This is a genomic window from Deltaproteobacteria bacterium GWC2_55_46 (assembly GCA_001595385.3).
Lineage (GTDB): Bacteria > Desulfobacterota > GWC2-55-46 > GWC2-55-46 > GWC2-55-46 > UBA5799.
Genome location: LVEI03000001.1, coordinates 106,854 through 128,460 on the forward strand (window position 1 = coordinate 106,854; position 21,607 = coordinate 128,460).

Genomic DNA, 21,607 nt, shown 5'->3' on the forward strand with positions numbered 1-21,607 from the left:
AAGATGGATATTCTTGACAAGAATATCGAAGCGATACGTAAGAATAACATGGACCTGGCTCTGCGCCTTTCCGGCTATAACGGAGAACCGGTCCCGATAGAGCAGTCCAGGTCCGGGGCGCCGACATTTAAATACCAGGGCCGCCTCTTTCACAGCTCCTATGACCCGGTGAAGGAGGCTCTTTTGCAGGCCGACGAGATTCTCTCCAGAAAGCCCGGCTGGGTGCTCCTTTTCGGGTTTGGCTGCGGACACCTCGCTCAGGCGCTCCTGAAAAAAGGCAGGAAGAACATCATCGCCTACGAGCCATCTGCCGAGATACTCGCTGGTGCCGTTGCCGGATGCGACCTCGCACGGCTTTTAAGCGAAGTAGACGTCTACGATAATCTTCCGGAGTTTCTCGCCAGGGTAAGGTGCATAGACTGCTTTGAGGACATATTGTGCTACAGCACAAACCCATATAAGGCTGCTTTCCCACGGGAGTTGCTTGATTTCATAAGCAAGGTCAACAACGCCCAGACGATGAACAAGGCAGGCGTTTGTACCGATATAAGCTCCAGGGATAAATGGGTCGAGAACTACCTTGAAAATATGAAGTATTTCCCGGCTTGTCCGCCTGTGGATACGCTTAAAGGCGGCTTTCACGGCGTACCGATGATAATAGCCGGGGCAGGCCCTTCGCTTAAAAAGAATGCGCACCTTCTGAAGGAAGCGAAAGGCAAGGCCGTGATCGTCGCGGCTATCACCGCCTATAAGCCGCTCCTGAAGTACGGCGTTGTCCCGGATTTCATCATAGCCTCGGAGAAGGTAGACCTCCCTGAGTACTTCGCATATGATGAGAACGACCTTGAGACAAGGCTCATACTCGGGGACGCCTCGCACCCGGATATGTTCACAAGGCAGGTCGGCGGGAAGTTCGTTTTTTTCAGCGCCTACTCTGCCCTGAGCCAGGAGCTTGCGCGCCATTGGGGCTCTCATTACTTTCCGTCGATCGGCGGAAGCGTTACGACCGCGGCCCTTGATATAGGCGTGATGTTCGGTTGCGACCCAGTCATCTTCGTGGGGCAGGACCTCTCCTTTGGCGAGGGGGCCACGCACGCGCCCGGAGGCGTTTACGTCAGCCAGGATATAAAGATAGACAGGGAAAAGGGAGAGGTCCTGATCGAAGAGGATTATGTGACCCTCAAGGAGAAGGCAAAGAGCAGGTTCAATCTCCTGTGGCTCAAGGGCCTTGATGGGAAGCCGGTGGCGAGCAAGTACGACTGGGTGACATTCCATCAATGGTTTGAGGACTATATGGCGCATATGAAGAAGATTGGAAACGCTACAAGGGTGCTTAACGCTACCGAAGGCGGCGCGTATATCGAAGGCATGGAGCACGTGACCCTCAGAGAAGCTCTTGAGAGGCATATAAGGGAAGATCTTCCGATAGAAAATATAATCCGGCAGGCCGTCGCTGGAAGGCAGGCCCCTGATATTAAAGCGGTCGCCGCGTCTCTGGAGTCCATGCAAAAGGGGCTAAAGGAAATGCGCGTTTCAGCCGATTCTATAGTCAAGGAAGCGGAGCAGATAAGGAAGTCGGTCACCGGGGGGCAGGCAGGCCCGGATGCCATTAAAAGCGCGGATAGGATAAAAAGGCTCGAGGATAAGCTCTTCAAGGACGCGGAGAAGTCGACTTTTATATGGGAATCGCTCATGACGACCACTTACAAGCTCAAGGAATACCTTAGACGACGAGAGGGCGGGGAAAACGAGGCGAGTGTCAGTAAGGAGATTGAGACCATCTCCGAGGCCTACAGGGATGTTTCAAGGATGTGCGGACGCTATGCACAGGTCCTCTGGGGCTCGGCAGAGGGGTTGAAGAAAGCTCAAGGCTCTTGTGGCCGGGCAAGCGTTGCCGCCTTATGATAAAAAACGATAGGAGTGAGGTAATGACCCAAGTTTACCTGGATGGCATAAGGCTGGATTTTGAGGATAAGGGCAATGATTCCACCATCGGCGAGCTTATCGACGCCGTGGAAAGGGACCTCACTGGCAACAGGAGGTTCGTAATGGAGCTGTGGGTCGACGGCGAAAGGCTCTCTGAATGGAGGGGGAGCAAGGTGCTCAAAAGGCCCATTTCGGGCTATGAGGACTTCAAGCTCAACACCGCCTCGATGGAAGAGGTCGCTCTCGAAGGGCTCGACCTTGTTCAGGAGTATATCAGGGTCACAAGGGATAACGTCCCTTTATGCGTCGGGGAATTGAGGGTAGGGGGCAGCACCAGGGCAGACTCTGCCTTCGCGTCCATCTTCGATGGGCTTGTAGAGATCTTGAGGACGATGGACGCCCTTGCCAGGGGCGGCGAGAAGTACAATATGGACCTCTTCATGGAGAATCCGGCCTCGTACTTCAATGCGATAATGAGGTGCCTTGAGGAGATGAAGCAGGCCAAAGAGAACGGCGACAGCGTCCTTCTGGCCGACCTCCTCGAATACGAACTCCAGCCCTTCCTGGAGGCCATGGAGGAGAGGATTTTTCACTTTAACGCGTAGAGGATCGATTTTGCCCTCAAGTCGTAGCTCTGGGGCGCCGATAAAGTAACAAAGGATTCAGACAAACAGGGCCGGAAGGGAGGAAGAACAGAGTTAAAGGCCGGGTGCTGATACCCTGGAAGCAAAAAACAAAAAACGGCAAGGATGCCGGATCAAAACACTAAGGAGGGTATTACAAATGTCACTTACCATCAATACCAACGTATCGGCTCTTATCGCTCAGCAGAACCTGGCTACTTCCAACGCACAGCTCAAGGTAAGCGTACAGAGGCTTTCTTCCGGTTACAGGGTCAACAGCGCAGCCGACGACGCCGCGGGCCTCGGCAGGGCCGACCAGCTGAGGAGCCAGTCCAGGATGATCCAGGCCTCCATCAGGAACATCAACGACGGCGTCAGCGCCATGGAAGTGAGCGACAAGGCCGCGGAGCAGATAACCAATATCGTGACCAGGATGGGTGAGCTCGCCGCTTCCGCCGCGCAGGGCACCCTGGATTCGACCAACAGGTCCTATTACTCCGATGAGTTCGACACGCTCATCAACGAGATAGACAGGATAGCCAACACCACGGAGTTCGGCGGCTACAAGCTCATAAACGGCAACGAGACGTCGATATCCATGTATATCGGCTTCAAGACCTCGGCCGACGACAGGCTTACCGTCACTCTCGCGGCCCTTACCGCCGGTACGGCCCTGGGCCTGTCAGCCGGCCTTCTCGACACCCAGGCTGGCGCCCTGAGCGCCATCAGCTCTGTAAGCACCGCGCTCAAGACCATAAATGACGCCCGCGCGGTATACGGCGCTTCGACCAACAGGCTTTCAGCCGCTCTTAGCAACCTCCAGGTGACCTACACCAACTACCAGGCCGCCGAGTCGAGGATCAGGGACGCTGACTTCGCCTTCGAGACCGCGCAGTACACCAGGAACCAGATAATGGTCCAGGCCGGCACATCGGTCCTTGCGCAGGCGAACTCGATACCGCAGAACGTGCTCTCGCTCCTCAGGTAATAAGCGCACCATTCAACAAGAGCCTCAAACGGGCGCTGGGAGGCCGCAGGGCCTCCCAGCCCACCCATGAGGAGGTAGTATGGGCATAGATATAAGCGCCATCAATTCGATCCAGAACGAGTACGCCGAGCACCTTAAAAAGGCTCAGGTACGGACACCTGAGGCAGTACGCGAACAGGGGACATCCCCAAAAGACGGCCCTGCCGGAGAGTTGGAGGCCGCAGCAGCCGACGTCCAGATATTTTTAAAAAGGCTTAATGCGGAACTGAGGTTCGAGGTCGACGGCGAGCTAAACGAGGTGCTCGTCAAGATTGTAGACCCTGAGACCAACGAGGTCATAAGGCAGATCCCGGCAGAGGAGCTTATTACGATAAGGAAGAGGATGAAGGAGCTTGTAGGCGTCCTCTACAGGAACAATACCTAAAAAGGCCCGCAAGGGAGGCTTCCATGAGCATCACCGCCACTTCAGGCGTAGTCAGCAATATAGATTATCAGTCGCTGATAACACAGCTCGTCAATGTCAGAAAATATTCCATTAACCAGCTTGAGTCGGAGAAGTCTGCGCTCAAGTCCGCCCAAACCGCGTATTCTAACCTCAGCACCAAGATAAAAAGCCTCATCACAGCCGCAGATGCCCTTAAGAGCGGCTCTGCCTTCAGTATCTTCAAAACAACTACAAGCGAAAGCTCGTATTTTACGGCTACCGCAGGCTCGACCTCGGCGGCTGGTTCGTACGAGGTGACCGTCAATAGCCTCGCAAAGGCTCACAGGATAGCCGCCGACGGTGTGGCAACAGACACCACCGTCATAGCCTCTGCCGCAGGTTCTTTCAGTTTCCAGGTCGGATCCGGCGATGTCCAGACCGTCTCAGTGGACTCGACCACCACCCTTGCCGGCCTCCGGGACTCCATAAACGCCCTCGATGCAGGGGTCAGCGCCACTGTCGTGAACGAAGGCACAGGCGCCAATCCATACAGGCTGGTGCTCACGAGCGATACGACCGGCACTGGCGGCGCGGTCACCATCACACAGAACGATACAACCCTTGCCTTCTCGACGACCCTCCAGGCCGCGCAGAACGCCTCTGTCACGGTTGACGGCATCACCTTCACAAGGAGCACGAACAGTGTCTCCGACATAATCACCGGCGTTTCGCTCGACCTCACCGTCGCCGACCCGCTTAAGACTATAACGCTTACCGTAAGCAGGGACTCCGAGGAGATCGGGAAGAAGGTAAAAGCCATCGTCGACGCGTACAACGGTGTTGCAAGTTACGTAAAGGCTAACAACAGGTATGACAGCGAGACCAAGAAGGGAGGGCCCTTCTTCGGAGACGGCGTTGCCAGGAGCGTCTGGGAAGACCTGAGGAGGATAATGACCTCGGCCGTAAGCGGCCTGCCTGATAGCATGAACAGGCTGCAGCATGTAGGCGTCAAGACCGGTGATGACGGTCTCATGGCTTTTGATTCGTCTGCCTTTTCAACAGCCCTCTCCGGGAGCTACGATGACGTAGTGAAGATGTTCGTGAAGGGTGAGAGCATTTCCGGCTTCGGCGACCTCCTGTATGAGGCGGCAAGCGATATCGATGATTTTGTCGACGGCAGGATAAAGGGGCGCCAGAACGGCATTGACAAGAACATCAAGAGGCTGGATGATGATATAAGGGAAAAGGACGCTCAGCTTTTCATATATGAAGAGCAGCTTAGGAGCCAGTTCACCACGCTTGAGACCATGCTTGCCAGTTTGCAGTCGCAGAGCAACGCCTTGGTCAATTACTTCGGGGGTTAATTGATGAACGGTGTATCCAGATACCGGAACGTCCAGGTCATGACCGCTGACAAGGTCACTCTGGTGATCATGCTTTATGATGGGATACTGCGCTTCAACAAGCTTGCGCAGAAGGCGGTTGCCGATGGCGATATCAAGGGCAGGGGGACGCACCTCAACAGGTCCCTTGAGATAATAGGCGAGCTGGCCAATTCCCTTAACAGGGAGGAGGGCGGCGAGATAGCCGGCAACCTCTCCAGGCTCTACGATTTTTGCGCCATGTGCCTTACAGAGGCCAACCTCAAAAACGACGCGAGCATGATCGAGGCGGCAAACAAGGTGATAACCGAGCTTAAGGCCGGCTGGGAGGCGATCTCAGCGGATAGACATAAGCAGGAAAGCCCCTCTGCCGCAAGGAGCATCAGCTGTGGAGTATAGCAGGGGCGAGTGCCTTGAAAAACTTAACAGGTTGCTTGAAATATCAACGCTACAGGTACGTTTTATAAAGGAAAACCGCTTGGAAGAGTTGTTGCTTTGTCAGGCGGAAAGGGACCTCCTTTTTTCATATCTTTCTCAAAACAGTCCTCACAGGGGTGACCCGGAGCTTAAGGCGTTGGCCGACAAGATCCGCGAAAACGACAAGCGTCTGCTCTCAGAGCTCTCAACAGTAATGGGCTCCACCTCCTCGAGGCTCGGACATTTGAAAACCGGGCGCAGCGCCATCAAGGCATACGGCCAGGGCCAGGGCCCTGAAAAACGAACCATCGGCTAACAAAAAAACAGGCCATCTCACGCCTGTATGTCTCCTCGGACCTCTCATAAACACATCTTATTTCGCCTCCCCGCCCTCTATGGCCAGAATCTTTCCAGCATGATGTTTTTTTTATAGTTTTTTTGTTAAAAAGAGTAAAAAAAGGTTAAGTTTGCATGCCCTTCTGTCGATATGAGATTGTCAGATGATCCAACAGGGGGTTTTTCTGTGGTCAAGATAGATAGCGCCATCGCCTCGCAGTCTTTACAGGGCTATGAGAAGCCTAAGGAGAAGGAAGCGGAAAGAGAGCTCCGCAGCGCTGACACAGTCAGCATCTCCGCTGAAGGCAAAAGGCGTCATATCCTCGGGCACGTGCTGGCTAATATCTCCGAGCCGGTCAAGAGGGATAAGAAATGAGCATGCGCTGAGCGTTGCCGCATGCGCGCTTGCGCGGACGCGCCCAGGTCTCGCCTGAACGCGTCTTAAAAACTTTTGAGTCTTTCAAAATAACGGTCGTTTAAAAAAGACAGCTTGTAATTATGGCTGACGAAAAATTCAAGATACTCATAACCGATGACGACCTCGACCTGAGGGAGCTACTTACTGAGGCCATAAGGAACTGGGGCTATGAGGTGTCGCTTGCCAGGGACGGCGAAGAGGCGCTTAAAAAGCTCAGGATGGACCACTTCCACATGGTCATCACAGACCTTATGATGCCGGGCATGGACGGGCTTGCCCTTCTCCAGCGCATAAGGGAGCTTGACAAGGACATACTCGTTATCATCATAACCGGCTACGCCACCATCGAGACCGCGGTAAAGGCCATAGAGAACGGCGCTCATGACTACATAGCCAAGCCGTTCAGGCTCGACGAGCTGATGGTAGTGATAAAGAACGCGTGCGAGAAGTTGAGGCTCATGATCCAGAACAGGGCCCTTCTGGAGGAGCTCAGGACCGCTTACGGCGAGATAGCCGTCCTCAAGAAGGCGCTCGGGACCGGCGACGCCATCGCGGCGGACGATCTCCAGGGCCACGACGTCGCAATTGACGCGGTGCAGCGCGAGGTAAACCCGTTGAGGCATCAGGAATATCTGAGGGAAGCCGACAGGTTCTCGAGGAAACCCTCACCCAAAACTTAGGAGAGGTCATACTTTGCAGGCGGCAACGGTTTTGCAGATAGAGCATATACGGATAATGCTCGTGGATGACGACTCGAACGTCAGGGAAGTACTTGCCGAGATACTGACCAGGAGGGGATGGAAGGTCTCGGAATTCAGCGGGGCGGAGGACGCGATCAAAGCGCTGCGTCACGAACACTTCGATGTTGTGCTGACTGATATCAATATGCCAGGCATGAGCGGGATGGACTTCCTGCACCTCGCAAAGGAAGCCGCGCCGGATATCCCGGTGGTGATGGTCACAGGCTACCCGTCCATAGACCTCGCGGTCGAGGCGATAAAGTTCGGCGCGGTGGATTTCCTGCCCAAGCCTTTCAAGGCAGAGGAGCTGGAGATCATCGTAAGGAAGGCGGTCGGCAACTCGAGGCTCGGAAGCAGGCCCGGTGACAAGACCAGGGCCATAGGCACTTTGCCGGACCTCGCGAGAAAGAGGCTCGAGGAGAAGATAAAGGAGCTTTCGATACTTAACACCATAAGCGAGTCTTTGGACGATGTTGACGAGAAAGAGGATATCTTCAGGAAGACCATGGACATCGCCCAGATAATCTCCGACTCTGAAAAGGCCTTCGTGCTCGTGGCCGAGCAGGAAAACGGCGACCTTACAGTGAGGGGGGCTTCAGGGTACGACAATCCGATAACAGGCTACAGGTTCAGCCCCAAGACCGGGCCGTTCAGGGAGGTGTTGTCCAAGAAGTGCTACTCGTATATGATGGTTGACGGCGGGACGCTTGGTCCGCTCGTGCCTGGTACGGAGATGACCCCGGTCCTGCTGGCCCCGCTTATAATCAACAGGGAGGTCGTGGTCATACTCGGCCTTGCGGGAAGGTCCGGCGCCAAGGAGATAACCAACGACGCGCTTGCCCTTCTCCTTAACCTCACCGCCAAGGCGTCACTCAAGCTTGAGAACATAGCCCTCTCGGAGAACATATTCCAGAGCATCATAGGCGCGCTCAATTCGCTCCTGAACGCCCTTGACGCGAGGGACACCTATACGAAGGACCACTCCCAGAGGGTCACCCAGTACGCGGTCTCTATCGCGCGCTCCATGAACTGCCCTCAGGACGTAATCGACAGCATCAGCTTCGCGGGCCCGCTTCACGATATCGGGAAGATAGGCGTCCGCGACGATATACTCCTCAAGGGGGGGACCTTCACCATTGAGGAGAGGGAGATCATGAAGGGGCACGTAGTGAGGGGCGAGGAGATATTAAGGCCGCTGAATCTCCTTAACTCGGAGAAGTCTGTCGTGCTCTACCATCATGAAAGGTGGGACGGGGAAGGATACCCCAGGGGCCTTGCCGGATGCGAAATACCGCTTGTGGCCCGTATCTTCAGCGTGGCGGATACCTTCGACGCCATGACCTCTACCAGGCCCTACAGGCATGCGCTCGGCCTCGAAGTGGCCAGGGAAGAGATAGTAAGGTGCCGTGGGACCCAGTTCGACCCCGATGTCGTGGACGCTTTCCTTGAAAGCGAAATACTGAAAGGGTAGCCAGATGGAAGAAAATACATCAACCGAAGCCAGGCGCGAGTACGTAAGGACGAACGACCTCATCCCGGTCTACTACGAGGTCCTTCGTGGAGATGAAGAATCCAGGTCCATACTGGACTGGGAGCTTCTTTTCGACGATATAGAGCCCAAGCCTGAGGAGAACCCCAAGCTATATGAGCTCCTCTTCGACATAAACCAGAAGCTCAACATCCTTTTAAACGAGATATCTGAGAAGAACGGGTTCAATCTCCCGGTGGCCAGGGAGGTCAATATCTCCGGAGGCGGCTTGAGGTTTATCGCCAAGGACAGGTTCGAGGCTGGCGCCAGGCTTATGCTCAAGACCTTTCTGCCGACCTACGCCCACGTCATAAGGCTCACGTGCGAGGTCGTAAGGTGTGAGCCTGCCGTTGGCGGCTACGAGGTGGCGGTCATGTACGCCGGCCTCGATGAGACCACCAGGGACAAGATAATAAAGTACATCTTCGCCAGACAGAGAAAGCTCCTTCGCACCGAAAAGGGAAAGCCCGAATAAATACCCCTATCTCTTAAGCATTTGCCTTGTCTTCCAACCCCGCGCCATCTATAATCAACAAAACGCGAAAAATGGGAACCTTTCTGTAGAAAGTGTTCTCCAATAAAGTCACACGCACTGTTGATATGCCGGACCTTTTAAAACAGGTAAAAGATACCATAAGGAAGCATGAAATGCTCTCCGGCGGAGAGGCCGTGGTAGCGGCGGTCTCAGGCGGGGCCGACTCCGTAGTGATGCTCCACGCCCTCTGGTCGTTAAGGGACGAACTCAAGCTTAAGATAATCGTCGCCCACCTCGACCACGGCCTCCGTGGAGCTGAATCGAGGCGTGACTATCTTTTCGTCAAGGGGCTCGCCAGGAGCATGGGCCTTCCTTTTGAGGGCAGGCGGCTTAAAAAAGGAACGCTCAAGGCCATCGGCGGCTCTGTGCAGGAGGCTGCCAGAAATATAAGGTACGAGTTCCTGGATGAAGTGGCGCGCAAGTTCAAGGCCGGGAGGATTATTCTCGGTCACACGCTTGACGACCAGGCTGAGACTGTGCTCATGCGACTTATAAAAGGCGCGTCACTTTCAGGGCTTACTGGCATACCTCCCAAAAGGGAGAAGTATATAAGGCCCCTTATCGAGACCAAAAGGGATGATATCGAGGGATACGCAGGAGAGGCAGGCCTTAAGTTCGTGGTCGACTCATCAAACCTTGAGGCTAAGTACCTTAGAAACCGGATAAGGCTCGGCCTCATCCCTGCCCTTAAAAAGGAGTATAACCCGAAGATAACAGAGACCATCGCAAGGACCGCGGCGCTCCTTGCCGATGATGACGATTATCTTGAAGGGAGAGCGAAAAAAACGCTCGACAGCGCGTTGGTCTCTTCCGTCAGAGGCTCTGTAACCCTCGACCGTAAAAGGCTACTTCGCCTCCATCAGGCGCTCTCATCCAGGGTATTTCTCATGGCGGCTCGCCTGTTGGGCAGGGAGACGGAGCTTTTGAGCGCCCACGTCGGGTCGTTTTTAAGCATTGTAAAGGGCAGGAGGCCTAACGCGTCGGTCAAGATGCCGGGCGGGCTCAGGGCAGAGCGGGTCTATGACAGGGTTACTCTTACGTGGGCGCTGGAGGAGGAATTCCCTGAGTACGAGGTAGAGATACTGGTCCCGGGAAGGACAATGATAGCAGGCGCAGGCGTGATAGTCGCCAGTATACTGAAGCCTCCATCCAGATTCAAAAGAGAGAAGGACGCGGCCTGGTTCGATTATGCACTGCTCAAGGCCTCTGGCCGCCTTATCGCCAGGCAGGCAAGGCCCGGCGACAGGATGGTCCCCTTCGGGATGAAGGGGAGGAGAAAACTCAAGGATATTTTCATAGACGAGAAGGTACCCATGGCAGATAGAAAGCGGACCCCGGTCGTCATTTGCGGCGAGTCTATCATCTGGGTCGCTGGCTTAAGGCAGTCTGCTGGTTTTCGGGTGGGCAAAGGTATCAAGAAGGCGCTTAAGCTGGAGTTTAGAAGGGAGTGACCATTTTCCCTTGAGATTTCCTATTGGATTTGTTAAATTCATATACTTTACAAGCCTTTTGCAGCGGGGGTGAAATGCTCAAGCCTTACAAGGGGATATGGCCCAAGGTCCATGAGAGCGCCTTTATCGAGGAGAGCGCTCAGGTCATCGGGGACGTGGAGATAGGCGAGGGCTCAAGCGTATGGTTTAACGCCGTTGTCCGCGGCGACGTCCATTACATAAGGATAGGCGCCTGGACAAACGTGCAGGACAATTGCACCCTGCACGTCACCAAGAATACCTATCCGCTCATCATCGGCAATGACATAACTATCGGTCATAACGTCGTGCTGCACGGCTGTACTGTAAAGGACAGGTGTCTTATCGGCATGGGCGCCATCATCCTCGACAATGCTGAGATAGGCGAGGACACTATCGTAGGCGCAGGCGCCCTTGTGACAGAGGGGGCGAAGATACCTCCCGGTTCTCTCGTGCTCGGCATGCCGGCGAAGGTGGTAAGGGTGCTTAGAGATGATGAAAAGGCACGCATACTCAAGTCAGCGCAGAACTATATAGAGTATTCCAGTAACTACGTCCAGCCCGGGGCCTCGGAGCCCCTTTCAGGAAGGAGTTAATGTTCCAAGACCTTTCTTTCTTAGGACTTATCCAAAAAGGCGGCATTACCGTTGTAGTGCTCGCGCTCCTCTCCGTCGTCTCCATCGCCATAATGCTCGAACGCGCCTGGGCCTTCAAGAGGTTCAGGAGGGATCTGTTCGAGCTCTTCCCGGCCATTAAAAGGGCGGTAAACGAAAGCGGCCTGCCTGCGGCATACCAGATGTGCAAGGCGAGCAGCTCTCCGCTTGCCCCGGTCCTCCTCTCCGGTTTTGAGAGGTCAGGGAAGGGCAAGGACGAGGTCTCTTCCGCGATGGAGCTTGCCGGCAGGATGGAGCTTACGAAGCTCGACAGGTACCTGGGTGTGCTCGGGACCATTGGTTCTACCGCCCCCTTCATAGGGCTTTTCGGGACAGTGCTCGGCATAATAAGGGCCTTCAGCGACCTTGCTATCGCCGAGGGCGCAAGCCCTGCGGCTGTGGCCGACGGCATAGCCGAGGCGCTTGTCGCCACCGCAGCCGGGCTTCTGGTGGCCGTTCCTGCTGTAGCGGCTTATAACTTTTTCGTGAGGTCGGCTGCCTCCCGCGCGCTCGAGCTTGAGACGTGCGCGTCCGAATTCATAGAGCCGATAGGCGCCAATGGGCTGGAAACCAAGAAATAGCCACGAACGCATGATGTCGGAGATAAACATCACGCCGCTTACCGACGTGATGCTCGTCCTTCTTGTCATATTCATGGTCACTACCCCGCTTATCATGACCAATGCGTTCAAGGTAAAGCTCCCAAGGGCGGTAAGCTCTGAAGCTGAGCCCGGAAAAGGCGCGATAGTCACGGTGAGCCAGGGCGGCGAGATAGCCTTGAACGGCAGCCCCGTCGCCATTGACAGGCTGAACGAAGCCTTGAAGTCATGGTTCGGCTCAGGAGGGGATAAGACGGTGGTCATAAGGGCTGATGGAGGGGTCCGCCATCATATCGTCGTAAAGGTCCTTGATACGGCAAGGCTTGCGGGGGCCGAGAGGCTCTCTATCGCCACAGAGCACGAGGCGGGCCGATAACCTGATGAGATACGCTTCGATCGACGTCGGCACAAATACCCTCCGGCTTCTTATCGCGGAGCCTGAAGGCAGAAATCTCAAGCCTGTAGTCTACAAGAGGAAGATAACCAGGCTCGGCGGCGGATATACCGAAGGCGCCGGGATCGGGACGGAGGCTGCGGCAAGGACTTTTGCCGCCCTTGAGGAATTCAGGGGTGAGATAGACAAGACAGGCGCATCGACTGTCATGGCCTTTGCCACAAGTGTCGTGCGCAGAGCCGCGAACAGAGAGTGGTTCACAGATGAGGTCCGCAGGCGCGCAGGGATCGATATAACGGTAATATCCGGCGATGAAGAGGCCCGCCTTTCCCTTGCGGGCGTCCTCTCCGTCATAGATGATAGAAGAGGCAGGAAGCTCGTGATGGACATAGGGGGAGGGAGTACCGAATTTATCGCCACACAGGACGGCGCGGCAGTTGGCGCGTGGTCGATGGAGATGGGGGTGGTGCACCTGACAGAAAAGCACCTTAAAACCGACCCCCCTTCAGAAGACGACCTCGCTTCGATCGAGGAGGAGGTCAAGGGTATTATCTCTGAGCTTAAATCCCGCATGAGGCGGGATGGCGTGGAAGTCGAAGAGTATTCAGGCGGCCGCCACGCCTCTTTCGTGGGCACCGCCGGGACCATTACCACGCTTGCCGCGATAGACCAGGACCTTGCTGTCTACGACAGGGCCAGGATAAACAATTATACGCTTAAGAAGGAACGCATAACGTCCATATACAGGTATATCGCGGGCCTTACGCTGGAAGAGAGGGAGCGGGTGCTGAACCTTGAAAAGGGGAGGGAAGATCTTATTATTCCCGGCACCGCTATAACCCTCCTGGCCATGGACGCGTTCGGTTTTACAGAGGCAAAGGTAAGCGACGCCGGGCTTCTCGAAGGGATAATAATCGACAGGCTAAAGCCCGGTGTCGTGGCGCTTAAATATTAGCAGGAGGTTTTTTTATGGAACCGCTGAAGATAAGGACGGCTTTGACGTTTGACGATGTCCTTCTGGAGCCCGCGTACTCGCAGGTGCTTCCGAGGGACGCGGACATATCGACCAGGCTCACCAACGAGATAAGGCTCAATATACCGCTTATCAGCGCGGCTATGGATACCGTCACGGAATCGAGGATGGCCATATCCATCGCTCTCGAAGGTGGAATAGGGATAATCCACAAAAACCTCTCCGTCGATGACCAGGCGGCCATGGTGGACAAGGTCAAGAAGTACGAGTCGGTCGTCATCACAAGGCCGCTTACATTGAGCCCGGAGCAGAAGGTGGCCGACGCTCTGGACATAATGAAGAAGGAGAACATCTCCGGCTTCCCGATAGTGAAGGACGGGGTCCTCGTCGGCATACTCACGAACAGGGACCTCCGGTTCGAGCTAAACCCGGCAAGGAAGATCTCGGAGATAATGACCAAGGACGTGATAACCGCCCCTTACGGCATATCCATAGAGAAGGCCAAGGAGATACTCCACAAGCACAGGATAGAGAAGCTCCCGGTCGTTGACGCCAAAAAGAGGCTCAAGGGGCTCATAACCGTAACCGACATCGTAAAGAGGGAGAAGTTCCCCAATTCATGCAAGGATAAGTACGGCAGGCTCAGGGTAGGCGCTGCTGTCGGCATATCGTTCGACAGGGAGGCAAGGATCGACGCCCTGTTAAAGTCCGGCGCTGACGTTATCGTCATCGACACGGCCCACGGCCACAGCAAGGGGGTCCTTGAAGCCGTGAGGTCCACGAAGAAGAGCTTCAACTGCCAGCTCATTGCCGGAAACGTCGCTACCGCCGAGGCGGCGGAGGCGCTCATGAAGGCCGGGGTGGACGCCATCAAGGTCGGGGTGGGCCCTGGGTCAATCTGTACGACAAGGATAGTGACAGGCATAGGCGTCCCTCAGATAACGGCGGTGGCCGATGTCGTCAAGGTCGCCAGGAAGAAGAACATCCCGGTCATATCGGACGGCGGCATAAAGTACTCAGGGGATGTCACAAAGGCGATAGCCTCTGGCGCCGATTCGATCATGATAGGCGGGCTTTTCGCTGGAACCGATGAAAGCCCCGGTGAAACTATCCTTTACCAGGGCAGGACGTTCAAGCTCTACAGGGGGATGGGCTCTATCGAGGCCATGAAAAAAGGCAGCAAGGACAGGTACTTCCAGGAAGACGTTGAGAGCGAGCTTAAACTCGTGCCGGAAGGCATAGAGGGCAGGGTCCCGCACAAGGGGCCGATAGCGGCTACCATCTTCCAGCTCATAGGCGGGTTGAGGGCCGGCATGGGGTACTGCGGTTCCAGGACGATCCCCGAGCTTCACCAGAAGGCCAGGTTCGTGAAGATTACCCCGTCGGGCTTGAGGGAGAGCCACGTGCACGACGTTACCATCACAAAGGAAGCCCCGAACTATAAGCAGGAGGTATGAGCCGTACCATACGGCAATATCCAGCTATGGACATACATTCACAGAAGATACTGATCCTCGATTTCGGCTCACAGTACACCCAGCTCATAGCCCGCAGGGTCAGGGAGGCAAAGGTCTACTGCGAGATACACCCCTACAACTGCGGCCCGGAGTTTATAAGGGACTTTAACCCCAGGGGCATAATCCTGTCCGGCGGCCCGTCGAGCGTCTACGACAAGGGCGCCCCGGTTTTGCCGAAGTCGTTCTTCGACGATGTAACCTCGCCTGTCCTCGGCATCTGCTACGGCATGCAGCTTACGGCGAAGCTCCTCGGAGGCAATGTCGAGCGCTCCATGAAAAGGGAGTACGGCGGGGCCGACCTCCATATAAAGAAGGCGGACGTCCTTTTTGACGGCCTTGGCAAGGGGCCCTTGCGTGTATGGATGAGCCACGGCGACAAGGCCCAGAAGCTCCCCGATGGCTTCAGCACCATCGGCACGAGCGAGAACTCGAGCATCTGCGCCATGCGGGACCGCGCGGGCCGCGTCTACGGGGTACAGTTCCACCCGGAAGTGGCGCACACGCCCAAGGGCGACAGAATATTGAGGAACTTCGTCATGAAGGTCTGCGGCTGTAAGCCCGCGTGGACCATGAAGTCGTTTATAGATACATCCGTTACCGCCATACGCGAGAAGACCGATGGCGCCAGGGTCGTCTGCGGCATAAGCGGTGGGGTAGATTCGGCGGTCGCCGCTCTTCTCGTACACAAGGCCATAGGGAGCCGCCTTACCTGCATATTCGTCGACAACGGCGTACTGCGTAAGGGCGAGGCTTCAAAGGTCGAGAGCACCCTTAAAAAGAACTTCAATATGAACATAAAGAGGGTCGACGCCTCAGAGCGGTTTTTAAAGAAGCTCAAGGGCGTCATCGACCCTGAGCGCAAGAGGAAGATAATCGGCGGCGAGTTCGTGAGGGTATTCGAGGAGGAGGCCGGTAAGTTAAAGGGCGTTAAGTTCCTGGCGCAGGGCACCCTTTACCCGGACGTAATAGAGAGCGTCTCCTTCAAGGGCCCGTCAGCCACCATAAAGAGCCACCATAACGTCGGCGGGCTCCTTAAGAAGATGAAGCTCGGCCTTGTTGAGCCTCTTCGGGAGCTTTTCAAGGACGAGGTGCGCTCTCTGGGCAGGGAACTCGGCATGAACGAAGAGATTGTCGGCCGCCAGCCCTTCCCTGGCCCCGGCCTTGCCATAAGGATCATAGGCGAGGTAACGCGCAAGAGGTGCGAGATATTAAGAGAGGCCGACGCCATCGTGCTCGAAGAGATAAAAGGCGCGGGCCTGTACTCAAGCATCTGGCAGTCCTTCGCGGTCCTTCTCCCCATAAAGACAGTCGGGGTCATGGGGGATGAGAGGACCTACGAGAACACGGTGGCGCTAAGGGCTGTAGAGAGCGTCGACGGCATGACAGCCGACTGGGTGAGGCTCCCGTATGACGTTATGGAGCGCATATCAAGGAGGATAATAAACGAGGTCAGGGGAGTGAACAGGGTAGTGTACGACATCAGCTCTAAACCGCCGTCAACGATAGAATGGGAGTAGCCAAGCATGGTTGAGGACCTCAAGGGCAAAGAGACCTGGCGTGTATTCCGCATCATGAGCGAGTTTATCGAGGGCTTCGACGAGCTATCGGACATCGGGCCAGCCGTCTCCATATTCGGCTCCGCGCGACTCGACAGCAACAAGAAGTACTACAAGCAGTGCGTGGAAGTTGCATCCCTTCTTTCAAAGAACGGCTACGCAGTCATAACAGGCGGCGGCCCGGGTATAATGGAGGCGGCCAACAAGGGAGCTTCGCACAACGGCGGCCTCTCCATCGGCCTCAATATAACGCTCCCAAGGGAGCAGAAGGCGAACAAGTACCAGAACAGGGCCCTTCACTTCAAGTACTTCTTCGCCAGGAAGGTCATGTTCGTAAAGTATGCGGTGGGCTATGTCTGCATGCCCGGCGGCTTCGGCACGCTCGATGAGCTCTTCGAGGCGTTGACCCTCATACAGACGCATAAGATCTACCCGTTCCCCCTCATACTCTTCGGGAGGGAGTACTGGGAGCCGCTCATGCATTTCATAAAGAACACCATGTTAAAGCACAAGACCATCGACCCGGATGACCTCGATTATATAGACATAACCGACGACCCGAATGAGGTCCTCGCCATCATAAACAGGCACATGGACAAGAAGACCAAGCTCATCAAGGGCGCGAGGCCCAAGGCCAGGGAAGAGGGCTCGACCAGGATGAAGAACAGGAAGATAGTCCCGTAAGGAGGGCTTATGTCAGAATGCGGCCATAACCACGACAGCCACGGCCATGAAGAAGAGCTTAAGGAGGTAACGGTCACCCTCGAGGAGGAGCAGATAGAGGCGCTCGAGGAGATGGCAGCCGAATACAGGGAGAAGCTCGGGCAGGCCTGGGACCTAAGCGCCATGCTGAGGGTCGCCGTGGGCCATTTCCTTACCAAGATGGGGAAGATGACTTAGAAGGCTGTTGAAAAACAGCCTGGTAAAGCAATCCATGGATGGATTGCCAAATTGCGAGACTTGAAAAATCGAGCAATTTGTAAGATTTGGACTGATTCATTCAGGCCAAATCTTAGTTGAAAAAGTCCTGGATGGACTTTTTCAACATCCTGTTAGAAGGCTGCCAAAGAAGTCCAATCCGGGGCGTACAAGTCACGTACGCCCCGTAAAACTTCCGCATAGTACGTCCCGCCACGCTTGACCAAACGAGAGCCGTTGATATACTTTACAGGTGCGGCTTCCTTATTCACCCATATCCTTATAGATAGCCAAAAAAAGCAGGGGTTGATATGAAGATGAAAGCGTTCTTTGTATCCTTTCTTTTGCTATTCCTTTCCGGCTGCGTCTTCATAACCATACCAGGGGTAGAGCCTCCAGCCGAGAAGACAATAGGCGGCAAGGGGGGGAATAAGGTCCTTTTACTGGACGTCTCCGGCATATTGAAGGACGATGACTCTGGCGGGCTACTCGGGGTCAAGTCGAGGCCGAACCTTACCGCGAGGATAAGGGAGGAGCTCGACCTGGCCGCCTCGGATGGGTCGGTACGGGCGGTAGTGCTCAGAATAAACACACCAGGCGGGTCGGTCACGACGAGCGACATACTTGCCCATGAGATAGAGAGGTTCAAAAAGAGGAAGAAGGTCCCGGTAGTGGCCGAGCTAATGGACATGGCAACCTCAGGAGGCTACTATATAGCATCATCAGCCGATATAATAATCGCGGAGCCGACTACCGTTACCGGGAGCATAGGCGTCGTCGCCTTCAGCGTGAACGCGAGCGGGCTCCTTGAGAAGATCGGCATCACCAACCAGACCATCAAGTCTGGGGCCTTGAAGGACATGGGCTCTCCGCTTCGCCCGATGACTGAAGAGGATAGAAAGGTGCTCCAGTCTGTCATAGACGGCATGTACGAGAGGTTTCTCGATAAGGTCATGGAAGGCAGGCCGGGGAGCTTCACCAGGGATGAGCTCAGGGCGGCCGCTGACGGGCGCATCTATACCGCGCGGCAGGCGCTTGATCTCAGGCTCATAGATTCCATCGGCTACCTCGACGACGCGATAGAGGCGGCGAAGAAGGCGGCCGGGATCAAAGAGGCCCGGATAATCACTTACGCGCATCCGAGGGCGTATAAGAACAATATCTACTCGGCCCTCGCCCCTTCCATAGGGCCGTCGTTGCCTGAAACGCTCGTTATAAACCTCGACGTCGGAAGGCTCGCCGATAGCGGGATGCATTTCATGTACATGTGGCTTCCCTGAAAGGGCTGTATCCGATGTGACTTGAGTTGTGGCATCCGTGCCGCATTTATGTTAAGCTCACGTGCATAAAAAGCCTTTAAGGGAGCAGCGTGATACAGTCCGGACCGCGGGGCAGACGCCACATTAAAGCTGTTGCCGCATACGCCCTTCTTATAATCCTTTTCTATTCCCCCGTGATATTCGGCGTGAAAAGCCTATTGCCGTCCCTGTACCAGCCGCACGGCGTTGTTGAGGGAGGCACTTACAAGGAGATGAAACGCACCCCCGTAAACTCGTTCAACATAGACATAGCCACACCGGCCTATTACGAGTTCCCGATAAACAAGCTCACGGGCGACCTTTATAAACGTGGCGAGCTGCCGCTCTGGAACCCCTATCAGGGCGCTGGCACGCCTCTTGCCGCGCAGTTCTCCACAAGGGTATTCTTTCCGTACCAGATACTCGAGGACATAAGCCCCGTGTGGACGTGGGACTTTTATCTGCTCGGCAGGCTCCTCTTCTCGGCCTTCTTTACCTATCTTTTCCTTGACCTCCTGGGACTTACTTTCATGGCCGCGCTTGCCGGAGGCGCCTTCTACATGCTCCAGGGCACCTTCGTATGGTTTATCAACCTTGAACAGTTGATGAACGTCGCCATGATGGCCCCTGTGGTGATGTGGTCTACAGAGCTGCTCGCCAGGGCACGGCGCGGCTTTAAGATAGCGCTCCCGGCCATCGCGGCCTTCGGCCTCTCGATAGGCTTCATGTTACTCGCCGGACAGCCTGAAGTCGCTCTCTATGTCTCTTTACTCTCTTTCCTCTATTATATCGTGAGGGCAGGGAACGCGTGGAGGGATAGATGCTTCACAGGCTTTATCGCGAAGTACGCCTTCTCGTATCTGGTCGGGCTTTTCATAGCCATGCCTTTGATACTCCCGTTCCTCGAGCTGGTCAAATCCGGCTTTCACATCCACCCGATAGGCGGCGAGATGGGGATACAGATACTCCAGCACTGGGAATCGGTATTCGTCTACCTGACGCCGACGCTGGCGGAGTTCCCCACAGACCCGGAGATGATAAACGGGGTAGGGCTTCTCGTAAAGCTCAAGGACTCTTACTTCAGGTTCCTCCCTATAAACGGGGTGTGGGACATACTCGGCGGATATACCGGCATAGTCCTCATTTTCATCATCCTCTCAGGCGTCCTCTATGCGGCTTCAAGGCCCTCTTTCAGGAACAGGTCGCCACTCTATTTCTTCGCGGCCTTCGGCTTCGCCATAATACTCAAGAACATGGGGCTGCCGCCGTTCCGCTGGATAGGCTATATACCCGTATTCGACCAGGTTTGGACCCTAAGGTGGGCGGCCCCGGCGTGGGCATTTTCTTTCGCGGCGGCTGGCGCTATAGCGATTGAACTGCTCTGCTCCAGGAAGGATGAGGCTCAAGAAGGCCTTGATGGGGCCAGCTTTGGGCGGCTCGGCAGGTATTTCATGAGGCGGCCGCACATGGCTCCGACCGTAGCCTTTCTTTCGATCCTGTCATTCTATTTTGTTTTATCCTTTCTGCCTGTAATAAGGATGACCGTTGATAAAGGCTTTTATTTCAATACAGCCATGCTGCCGTTTGTCTTCCCTTCGATGTTCTTGGGGTCTGTCCTCACGATCTTTCTCCTTTGCGTAGCGTTCCTGATGGCATCCATGAACATGATGGGCAAGGCCAGGGCCTTATCGGGGCTTTTTGCCCTGGTCGTGCTCGACCTCTGGTGGGCTGTGCCAAGGGGCTATGACGAACGGTTCCTCTTCTACAAGCTCATACCTTTTACTATCGGTTTTGTGGCGGTCGTCTTCTATTACTGGGAGATGAAAAAGGAGGCTGCCGTAGCCGTGGCCGTCTTCCTGGCAGCCTCTTTTGGCCTCGACGCGTTCTCTCCCAAGGGGTTTCCGCAAAGGGAAGACCCGTTCAAAGAGGCCCCTTATGTAGAGTTCCTTCGGGATAACCTCGGAGAACACAGGGTCGCCGGCGGGTACGGGCTCCTTTTTCCCAACTTCTCAAGCGCCCTTGGCATAAAAGACATAAGGTACGTAAATTCCATCCTTCCAGGCACATACCAGTGGTACAGGAAGAACTACCTCCACGTGGATACTATAGAAGAGGGGCCTTCTTCAGGGCTCTGGTTCACCGGACGCCCGGAGAGGTGCAGGGCCAGGCCTTCAGAGGGCGGCGAAGACAAGGTTTACGACTTCTGGTTGCGCCCTGTGGAAGAGGACGTGATGAAGCGCCTGCGGAACTACTCCCTTCTGGGCCTTAAGTACCTTGTCCTGCCATGGGACCCCGGCTACGGGATACACGAGAGCGTATTTTCATTTGAGCCATATGACATGAGCTCTATACCTCTGGTCTATCAAAAGGAGGCGAGGGTATACGAGGTCCCCGACGTCCTTCCGAGGGCTTACGTAGCATTCGATTACGAGCTTGCGGACTCCTTCGAGAAGGCCCAGGAGATTGCCACGGGCGACGGCTTTGACCTCCATGGAAAGGCTGTACTTGAAGAAGAGCCTGGGATAGGCCTGGGGGCTAAAGGCAGATATACAGCGGTAATAAAGGATTACAAGGCAAATAGCTTGACAGTCGAGGTGACTACAGACGCCGACGGCCTCCTCGTTTTGACCGACCTCCATTATCCTGGCTGGCAGGCGTATGTGAACGGGAAGAAGGAGAAGGTCCTGAGGGTCAACGGATTGGTAAGGGGCGTTCCGGTAAGAGAAGGCGGCAGCGAGGTGGTATTTAAATATAGGCCCGCAAGCTTCATGGCTGGCACAGCGGCCTTTGCCGCTGCCTTCGGCTTCTGCGTATTCGCCCTTGTTACAGGCCGGAAGAGAAAAACGGATAATACGTCGAAGTAAAATTCATCTGTTAAAAGAAAGAGGCCGGCAGGATTTGCCGGCCTCTTTC

General features: G+C 55.2%; 22 protein-coding genes. All 22 read left to right on the forward strand.

The annotated features are described in order from the left end of the window. The first annotated feature begins 3 nt into the window (after positions 1 to 3). A complete protein-coding gene (locus A2V21_300575; GenBank protein OIJ72881.1) occupies positions 4 to 1,905 on the forward strand; it encodes a hypothetical protein in 1,902 nt (633 codons plus the stop codon). Further along, on the forward strand, positions 1,902 to 2,531 hold the full coding sequence (locus tag A2V21_300580) for a hypothetical protein (protein OIJ72882.1): 630 nt from the start codon (positions 1,902 to 1,904) through the stop codon (positions 2,529 to 2,531). The genes A2V21_300575 and A2V21_300580 overlap by 4 nt, the downstream gene beginning before the upstream one ends. 178 nt (positions 2,532 to 2,709) lie before the next feature. Further along, positions 2,710 to 3,537 carry a hypothetical protein gene (locus tag A2V21_300585; GenBank protein ID OIJ72883.1) on the forward strand — a complete coding sequence of 276 codons (828 nt, stop codon included), beginning with the start codon at positions 2,710 to 2,712 and terminating at the stop codon, positions 3,535 to 3,537. Positions 3,538 to 3,616: 79 nt separating this feature from the next. Continuing rightward, entirely contained in the window at positions 3,617 to 3,961 is a 345-nt protein-coding gene (locus A2V21_300590) for a hypothetical protein (GenBank protein OIJ72884.1), read from the forward strand. Between the two features lie 23 nt (positions 3,962 to 3,984). Continuing rightward, on the forward strand, positions 3,985 to 5,325 hold the full coding sequence (locus A2V21_300595; GenBank protein OIJ72885.1) for a hypothetical protein: 1,341 nt from the start codon (positions 3,985 to 3,987) through the stop codon (positions 5,323 to 5,325). Between the two features lie 3 nt (positions 5,326 to 5,328). Then, on the forward strand, positions 5,329 to 5,742 hold the full coding sequence (locus A2V21_300600) for a flagellar export chaperone FliS (protein ID OIJ72886.1): 414 nt from the start codon (positions 5,329 to 5,331) through the stop codon (positions 5,740 to 5,742). After that, positions 5,732 to 6,076 (forward strand): hypothetical protein, encoded by a 345-nt coding sequence (locus A2V21_300605; GenBank protein OIJ72887.1) that lies wholly within the window; start codon positions 5,732 to 5,734, stop codon positions 6,074 to 6,076. The genes A2V21_300600 and A2V21_300605 overlap by 11 nt, the downstream gene beginning before the upstream one ends. A gap of 207 nt (positions 6,077 to 6,283) precedes the next feature. Continuing rightward, on the forward strand, positions 6,284 to 6,472 hold the full coding sequence (locus A2V21_300610) for a hypothetical protein (GenBank protein ID OIJ72888.1): 189 nt from the start codon (positions 6,284 to 6,286) through the stop codon (positions 6,470 to 6,472). 122 nt (positions 6,473 to 6,594) lie between these two features. Further along, positions 6,595 to 7,194, forward strand: coding sequence for a hypothetical protein (locus A2V21_300615; GenBank protein ID OIJ72889.1), 600 nt, complete (start codon positions 6,595 to 6,597; stop codon positions 7,192 to 7,194). Positions 7,195 to 7,225: 31 nt separating this feature from the next. Then, positions 7,226 to 8,725, forward strand: a complete 1,500-nt coding sequence (locus A2V21_300620) for a hypothetical protein (GenBank protein OIJ72890.1) — start codon at positions 7,226 to 7,228, stop codon at positions 8,723 to 8,725. Between the two features lie 4 nt (positions 8,726 to 8,729). Continuing rightward, positions 8,730 to 9,257 carry a hypothetical protein gene (locus tag A2V21_300625; protein ID OIJ72891.1) on the forward strand — a complete coding sequence of 176 codons (528 nt, stop codon included), beginning with the start codon at positions 8,730 to 8,732 and terminating at the stop codon, positions 9,255 to 9,257. Between the two features lie 125 nt (positions 9,258 to 9,382). Beyond that, the gene (locus A2V21_300630; GenBank protein OIJ72892.1) at positions 9,383 to 10,768 is read left to right on the forward strand and encodes a tRNA lysidine(34) synthetase TilS; all 1,386 of its coding nucleotides are present in this window, start codon (positions 9,383 to 9,385) and stop codon (positions 10,766 to 10,768) included. A gap of 74 nt (positions 10,769 to 10,842) precedes the next feature. Then, the gene (locus A2V21_300635; protein OIJ72893.1) at positions 10,843 to 11,382 is read left to right on the forward strand and encodes a gamma carbonic anhydrase family protein; all 540 of its coding nucleotides are present in this window, start codon (positions 10,843 to 10,845) and stop codon (positions 11,380 to 11,382) included. Continuing rightward, positions 11,382 to 12,020, forward strand: a complete 639-nt coding sequence (locus A2V21_300640) for a hypothetical protein (protein OIJ72894.1) — start codon at positions 11,382 to 11,384, stop codon at positions 12,018 to 12,020. Before A2V21_300635 ends, A2V21_300640 begins: the two co-directional genes overlap by 1 nt. Then, positions 11,998 to 12,414: a hypothetical protein gene (locus A2V21_300645; GenBank protein OIJ72895.1), complete on the forward strand. Its 417-nt coding sequence runs from the start codon at positions 11,998 to 12,000 to the stop codon at positions 12,412 to 12,414. Before A2V21_300640 ends, A2V21_300645 begins: the two co-directional genes overlap by 23 nt. Before the next feature lie 4 nt (positions 12,415 to 12,418). Continuing rightward, positions 12,419 to 13,387: a hypothetical protein gene (locus A2V21_300650; GenBank protein ID OIJ72896.1), complete on the forward strand. Its 969-nt coding sequence runs from the start codon at positions 12,419 to 12,421 to the stop codon at positions 13,385 to 13,387. 14 nt (positions 13,388 to 13,401) lie between these two features. Then, on the forward strand, positions 13,402 to 14,862 hold the full coding sequence (locus tag A2V21_300655; GenBank protein OIJ72897.1) for an IMP dehydrogenase: 1,461 nt from the start codon (positions 13,402 to 13,404) through the stop codon (positions 14,860 to 14,862). A gap of 26 nt (positions 14,863 to 14,888) precedes the next feature. Further along, the gene (locus A2V21_300660) at positions 14,889 to 16,439 is read left to right on the forward strand and encodes a glutamine-hydrolyzing GMP synthase (protein ID OIJ72898.1); all 1,551 of its coding nucleotides are present in this window, start codon (positions 14,889 to 14,891) and stop codon (positions 16,437 to 16,439) included. A 6-nt stretch (positions 16,440 to 16,445) separates the two neighbouring features. Next, positions 16,446 to 17,162 carry a Rossman fold protein, TIGR00730 family gene (locus A2V21_300665; GenBank protein OIJ72899.1) on the forward strand — a complete coding sequence of 239 codons (717 nt, stop codon included), beginning with the start codon at positions 16,446 to 16,448 and terminating at the stop codon, positions 17,160 to 17,162. 9 nt (positions 17,163 to 17,171) lie between these two features. Beyond that, entirely contained in the window at positions 17,172 to 17,378 is a 207-nt protein-coding gene (locus A2V21_300670; protein ID OIJ72900.1) for a hypothetical protein, read from the forward strand. A gap of 329 nt (positions 17,379 to 17,707) precedes the next feature. Beyond that, entirely contained in the window at positions 17,708 to 18,676 is a 969-nt protein-coding gene (locus A2V21_300675) for a hypothetical protein (protein OIJ72901.1), read from the forward strand. An 89-nt stretch (positions 18,677 to 18,765) separates the two neighbouring features. After that, positions 18,766 to 21,558 (forward strand): hypothetical protein, encoded by a 2,793-nt coding sequence (locus tag A2V21_300680; protein ID OIJ72902.1) that lies wholly within the window; start codon positions 18,766 to 18,768, stop codon positions 21,556 to 21,558. The last annotated feature ends 49 nt before the right edge of the window (positions 21,559 to 21,607 follow it).

What these genes read in the sequence shown, in the direction of transcription:
- A2V21_300660 (OIJ72898.1), top strand. Translation starts at nt 14,889, where the DNA reads ATGGACATACATTCACAGAAGATACTGATCCTCGATTTCGGCTCACAG.
- A2V21_300615 (OIJ72889.1), top strand. Translation starts at nt 6,595, where the DNA reads ATGGCTGACGAAAAATTCAAGATACTCATAACCGATGACGACCTCGAC.
- A2V21_300645 (OIJ72895.1), top strand. Translation starts at nt 11,998, where the DNA reads ATGGGCTGGAAACCAAGAAATAGCCACGAACGCATGATGTCGGAGATA.
- A2V21_300600 (OIJ72886.1), top strand. Translation starts at nt 5,329, where the DNA reads ATGAACGGTGTATCCAGATACCGGAACGTCCAGGTCATGACCGCTGAC.
- A2V21_300675 (OIJ72901.1), top strand. Translation starts at nt 17,708, where the DNA reads ATGAAGATGAAAGCGTTCTTTGTATCCTTTCTTTTGCTATTCCTTTCC.
- A2V21_300630 (OIJ72892.1), top strand. Translation starts at nt 9,383, where the DNA reads ATGCCGGACCTTTTAAAACAGGTAAAAGATACCATAAGGAAGCATGAA.
- A2V21_300665 (OIJ72899.1), top strand. Translation starts at nt 16,446, where the DNA reads ATGGTTGAGGACCTCAAGGGCAAAGAGACCTGGCGTGTATTCCGCATC.
- A2V21_300590 (OIJ72884.1), top strand. Translation starts at nt 3,617, where the DNA reads ATGGGCATAGATATAAGCGCCATCAATTCGATCCAGAACGAGTACGCC.
- A2V21_300580 (OIJ72882.1), top strand. Translation starts at nt 1,902, where the DNA reads ATGATAAAAAACGATAGGAGTGAGGTAATGACCCAAGTTTACCTGGAT.
- A2V21_300595 (OIJ72885.1), top strand. Translation starts at nt 3,985, where the DNA reads ATGAGCATCACCGCCACTTCAGGCGTAGTCAGCAATATAGATTATCAG.
- A2V21_300585 (OIJ72883.1), top strand. Translation starts at nt 2,710, where the DNA reads ATGTCACTTACCATCAATACCAACGTATCGGCTCTTATCGCTCAGCAG.
- A2V21_300655 (OIJ72897.1), top strand. Translation starts at nt 13,402, where the DNA reads ATGGAACCGCTGAAGATAAGGACGGCTTTGACGTTTGACGATGTCCTT.
- A2V21_300625 (OIJ72891.1), top strand. Translation starts at nt 8,730, where the DNA reads ATGGAAGAAAATACATCAACCGAAGCCAGGCGCGAGTACGTAAGGACG.
- A2V21_300635 (OIJ72893.1), top strand. Translation starts at nt 10,843, where the DNA reads ATGCTCAAGCCTTACAAGGGGATATGGCCCAAGGTCCATGAGAGCGCC.
- A2V21_300575 (OIJ72881.1), top strand. Translation starts at nt 4, where the DNA reads ATGGATATTCTTGACAAGAATATCGAAGCGATACGTAAGAATAACATG.
- A2V21_300640 (OIJ72894.1), top strand. Translation starts at nt 11,382, where the DNA reads ATGTTCCAAGACCTTTCTTTCTTAGGACTTATCCAAAAAGGCGGCATT.
- A2V21_300650 (OIJ72896.1), top strand. Translation starts at nt 12,419, where the DNA reads ATGAGATACGCTTCGATCGACGTCGGCACAAATACCCTCCGGCTTCTT.
- A2V21_300670 (OIJ72900.1), top strand. Translation starts at nt 17,172, where the DNA reads ATGTCAGAATGCGGCCATAACCACGACAGCCACGGCCATGAAGAAGAG.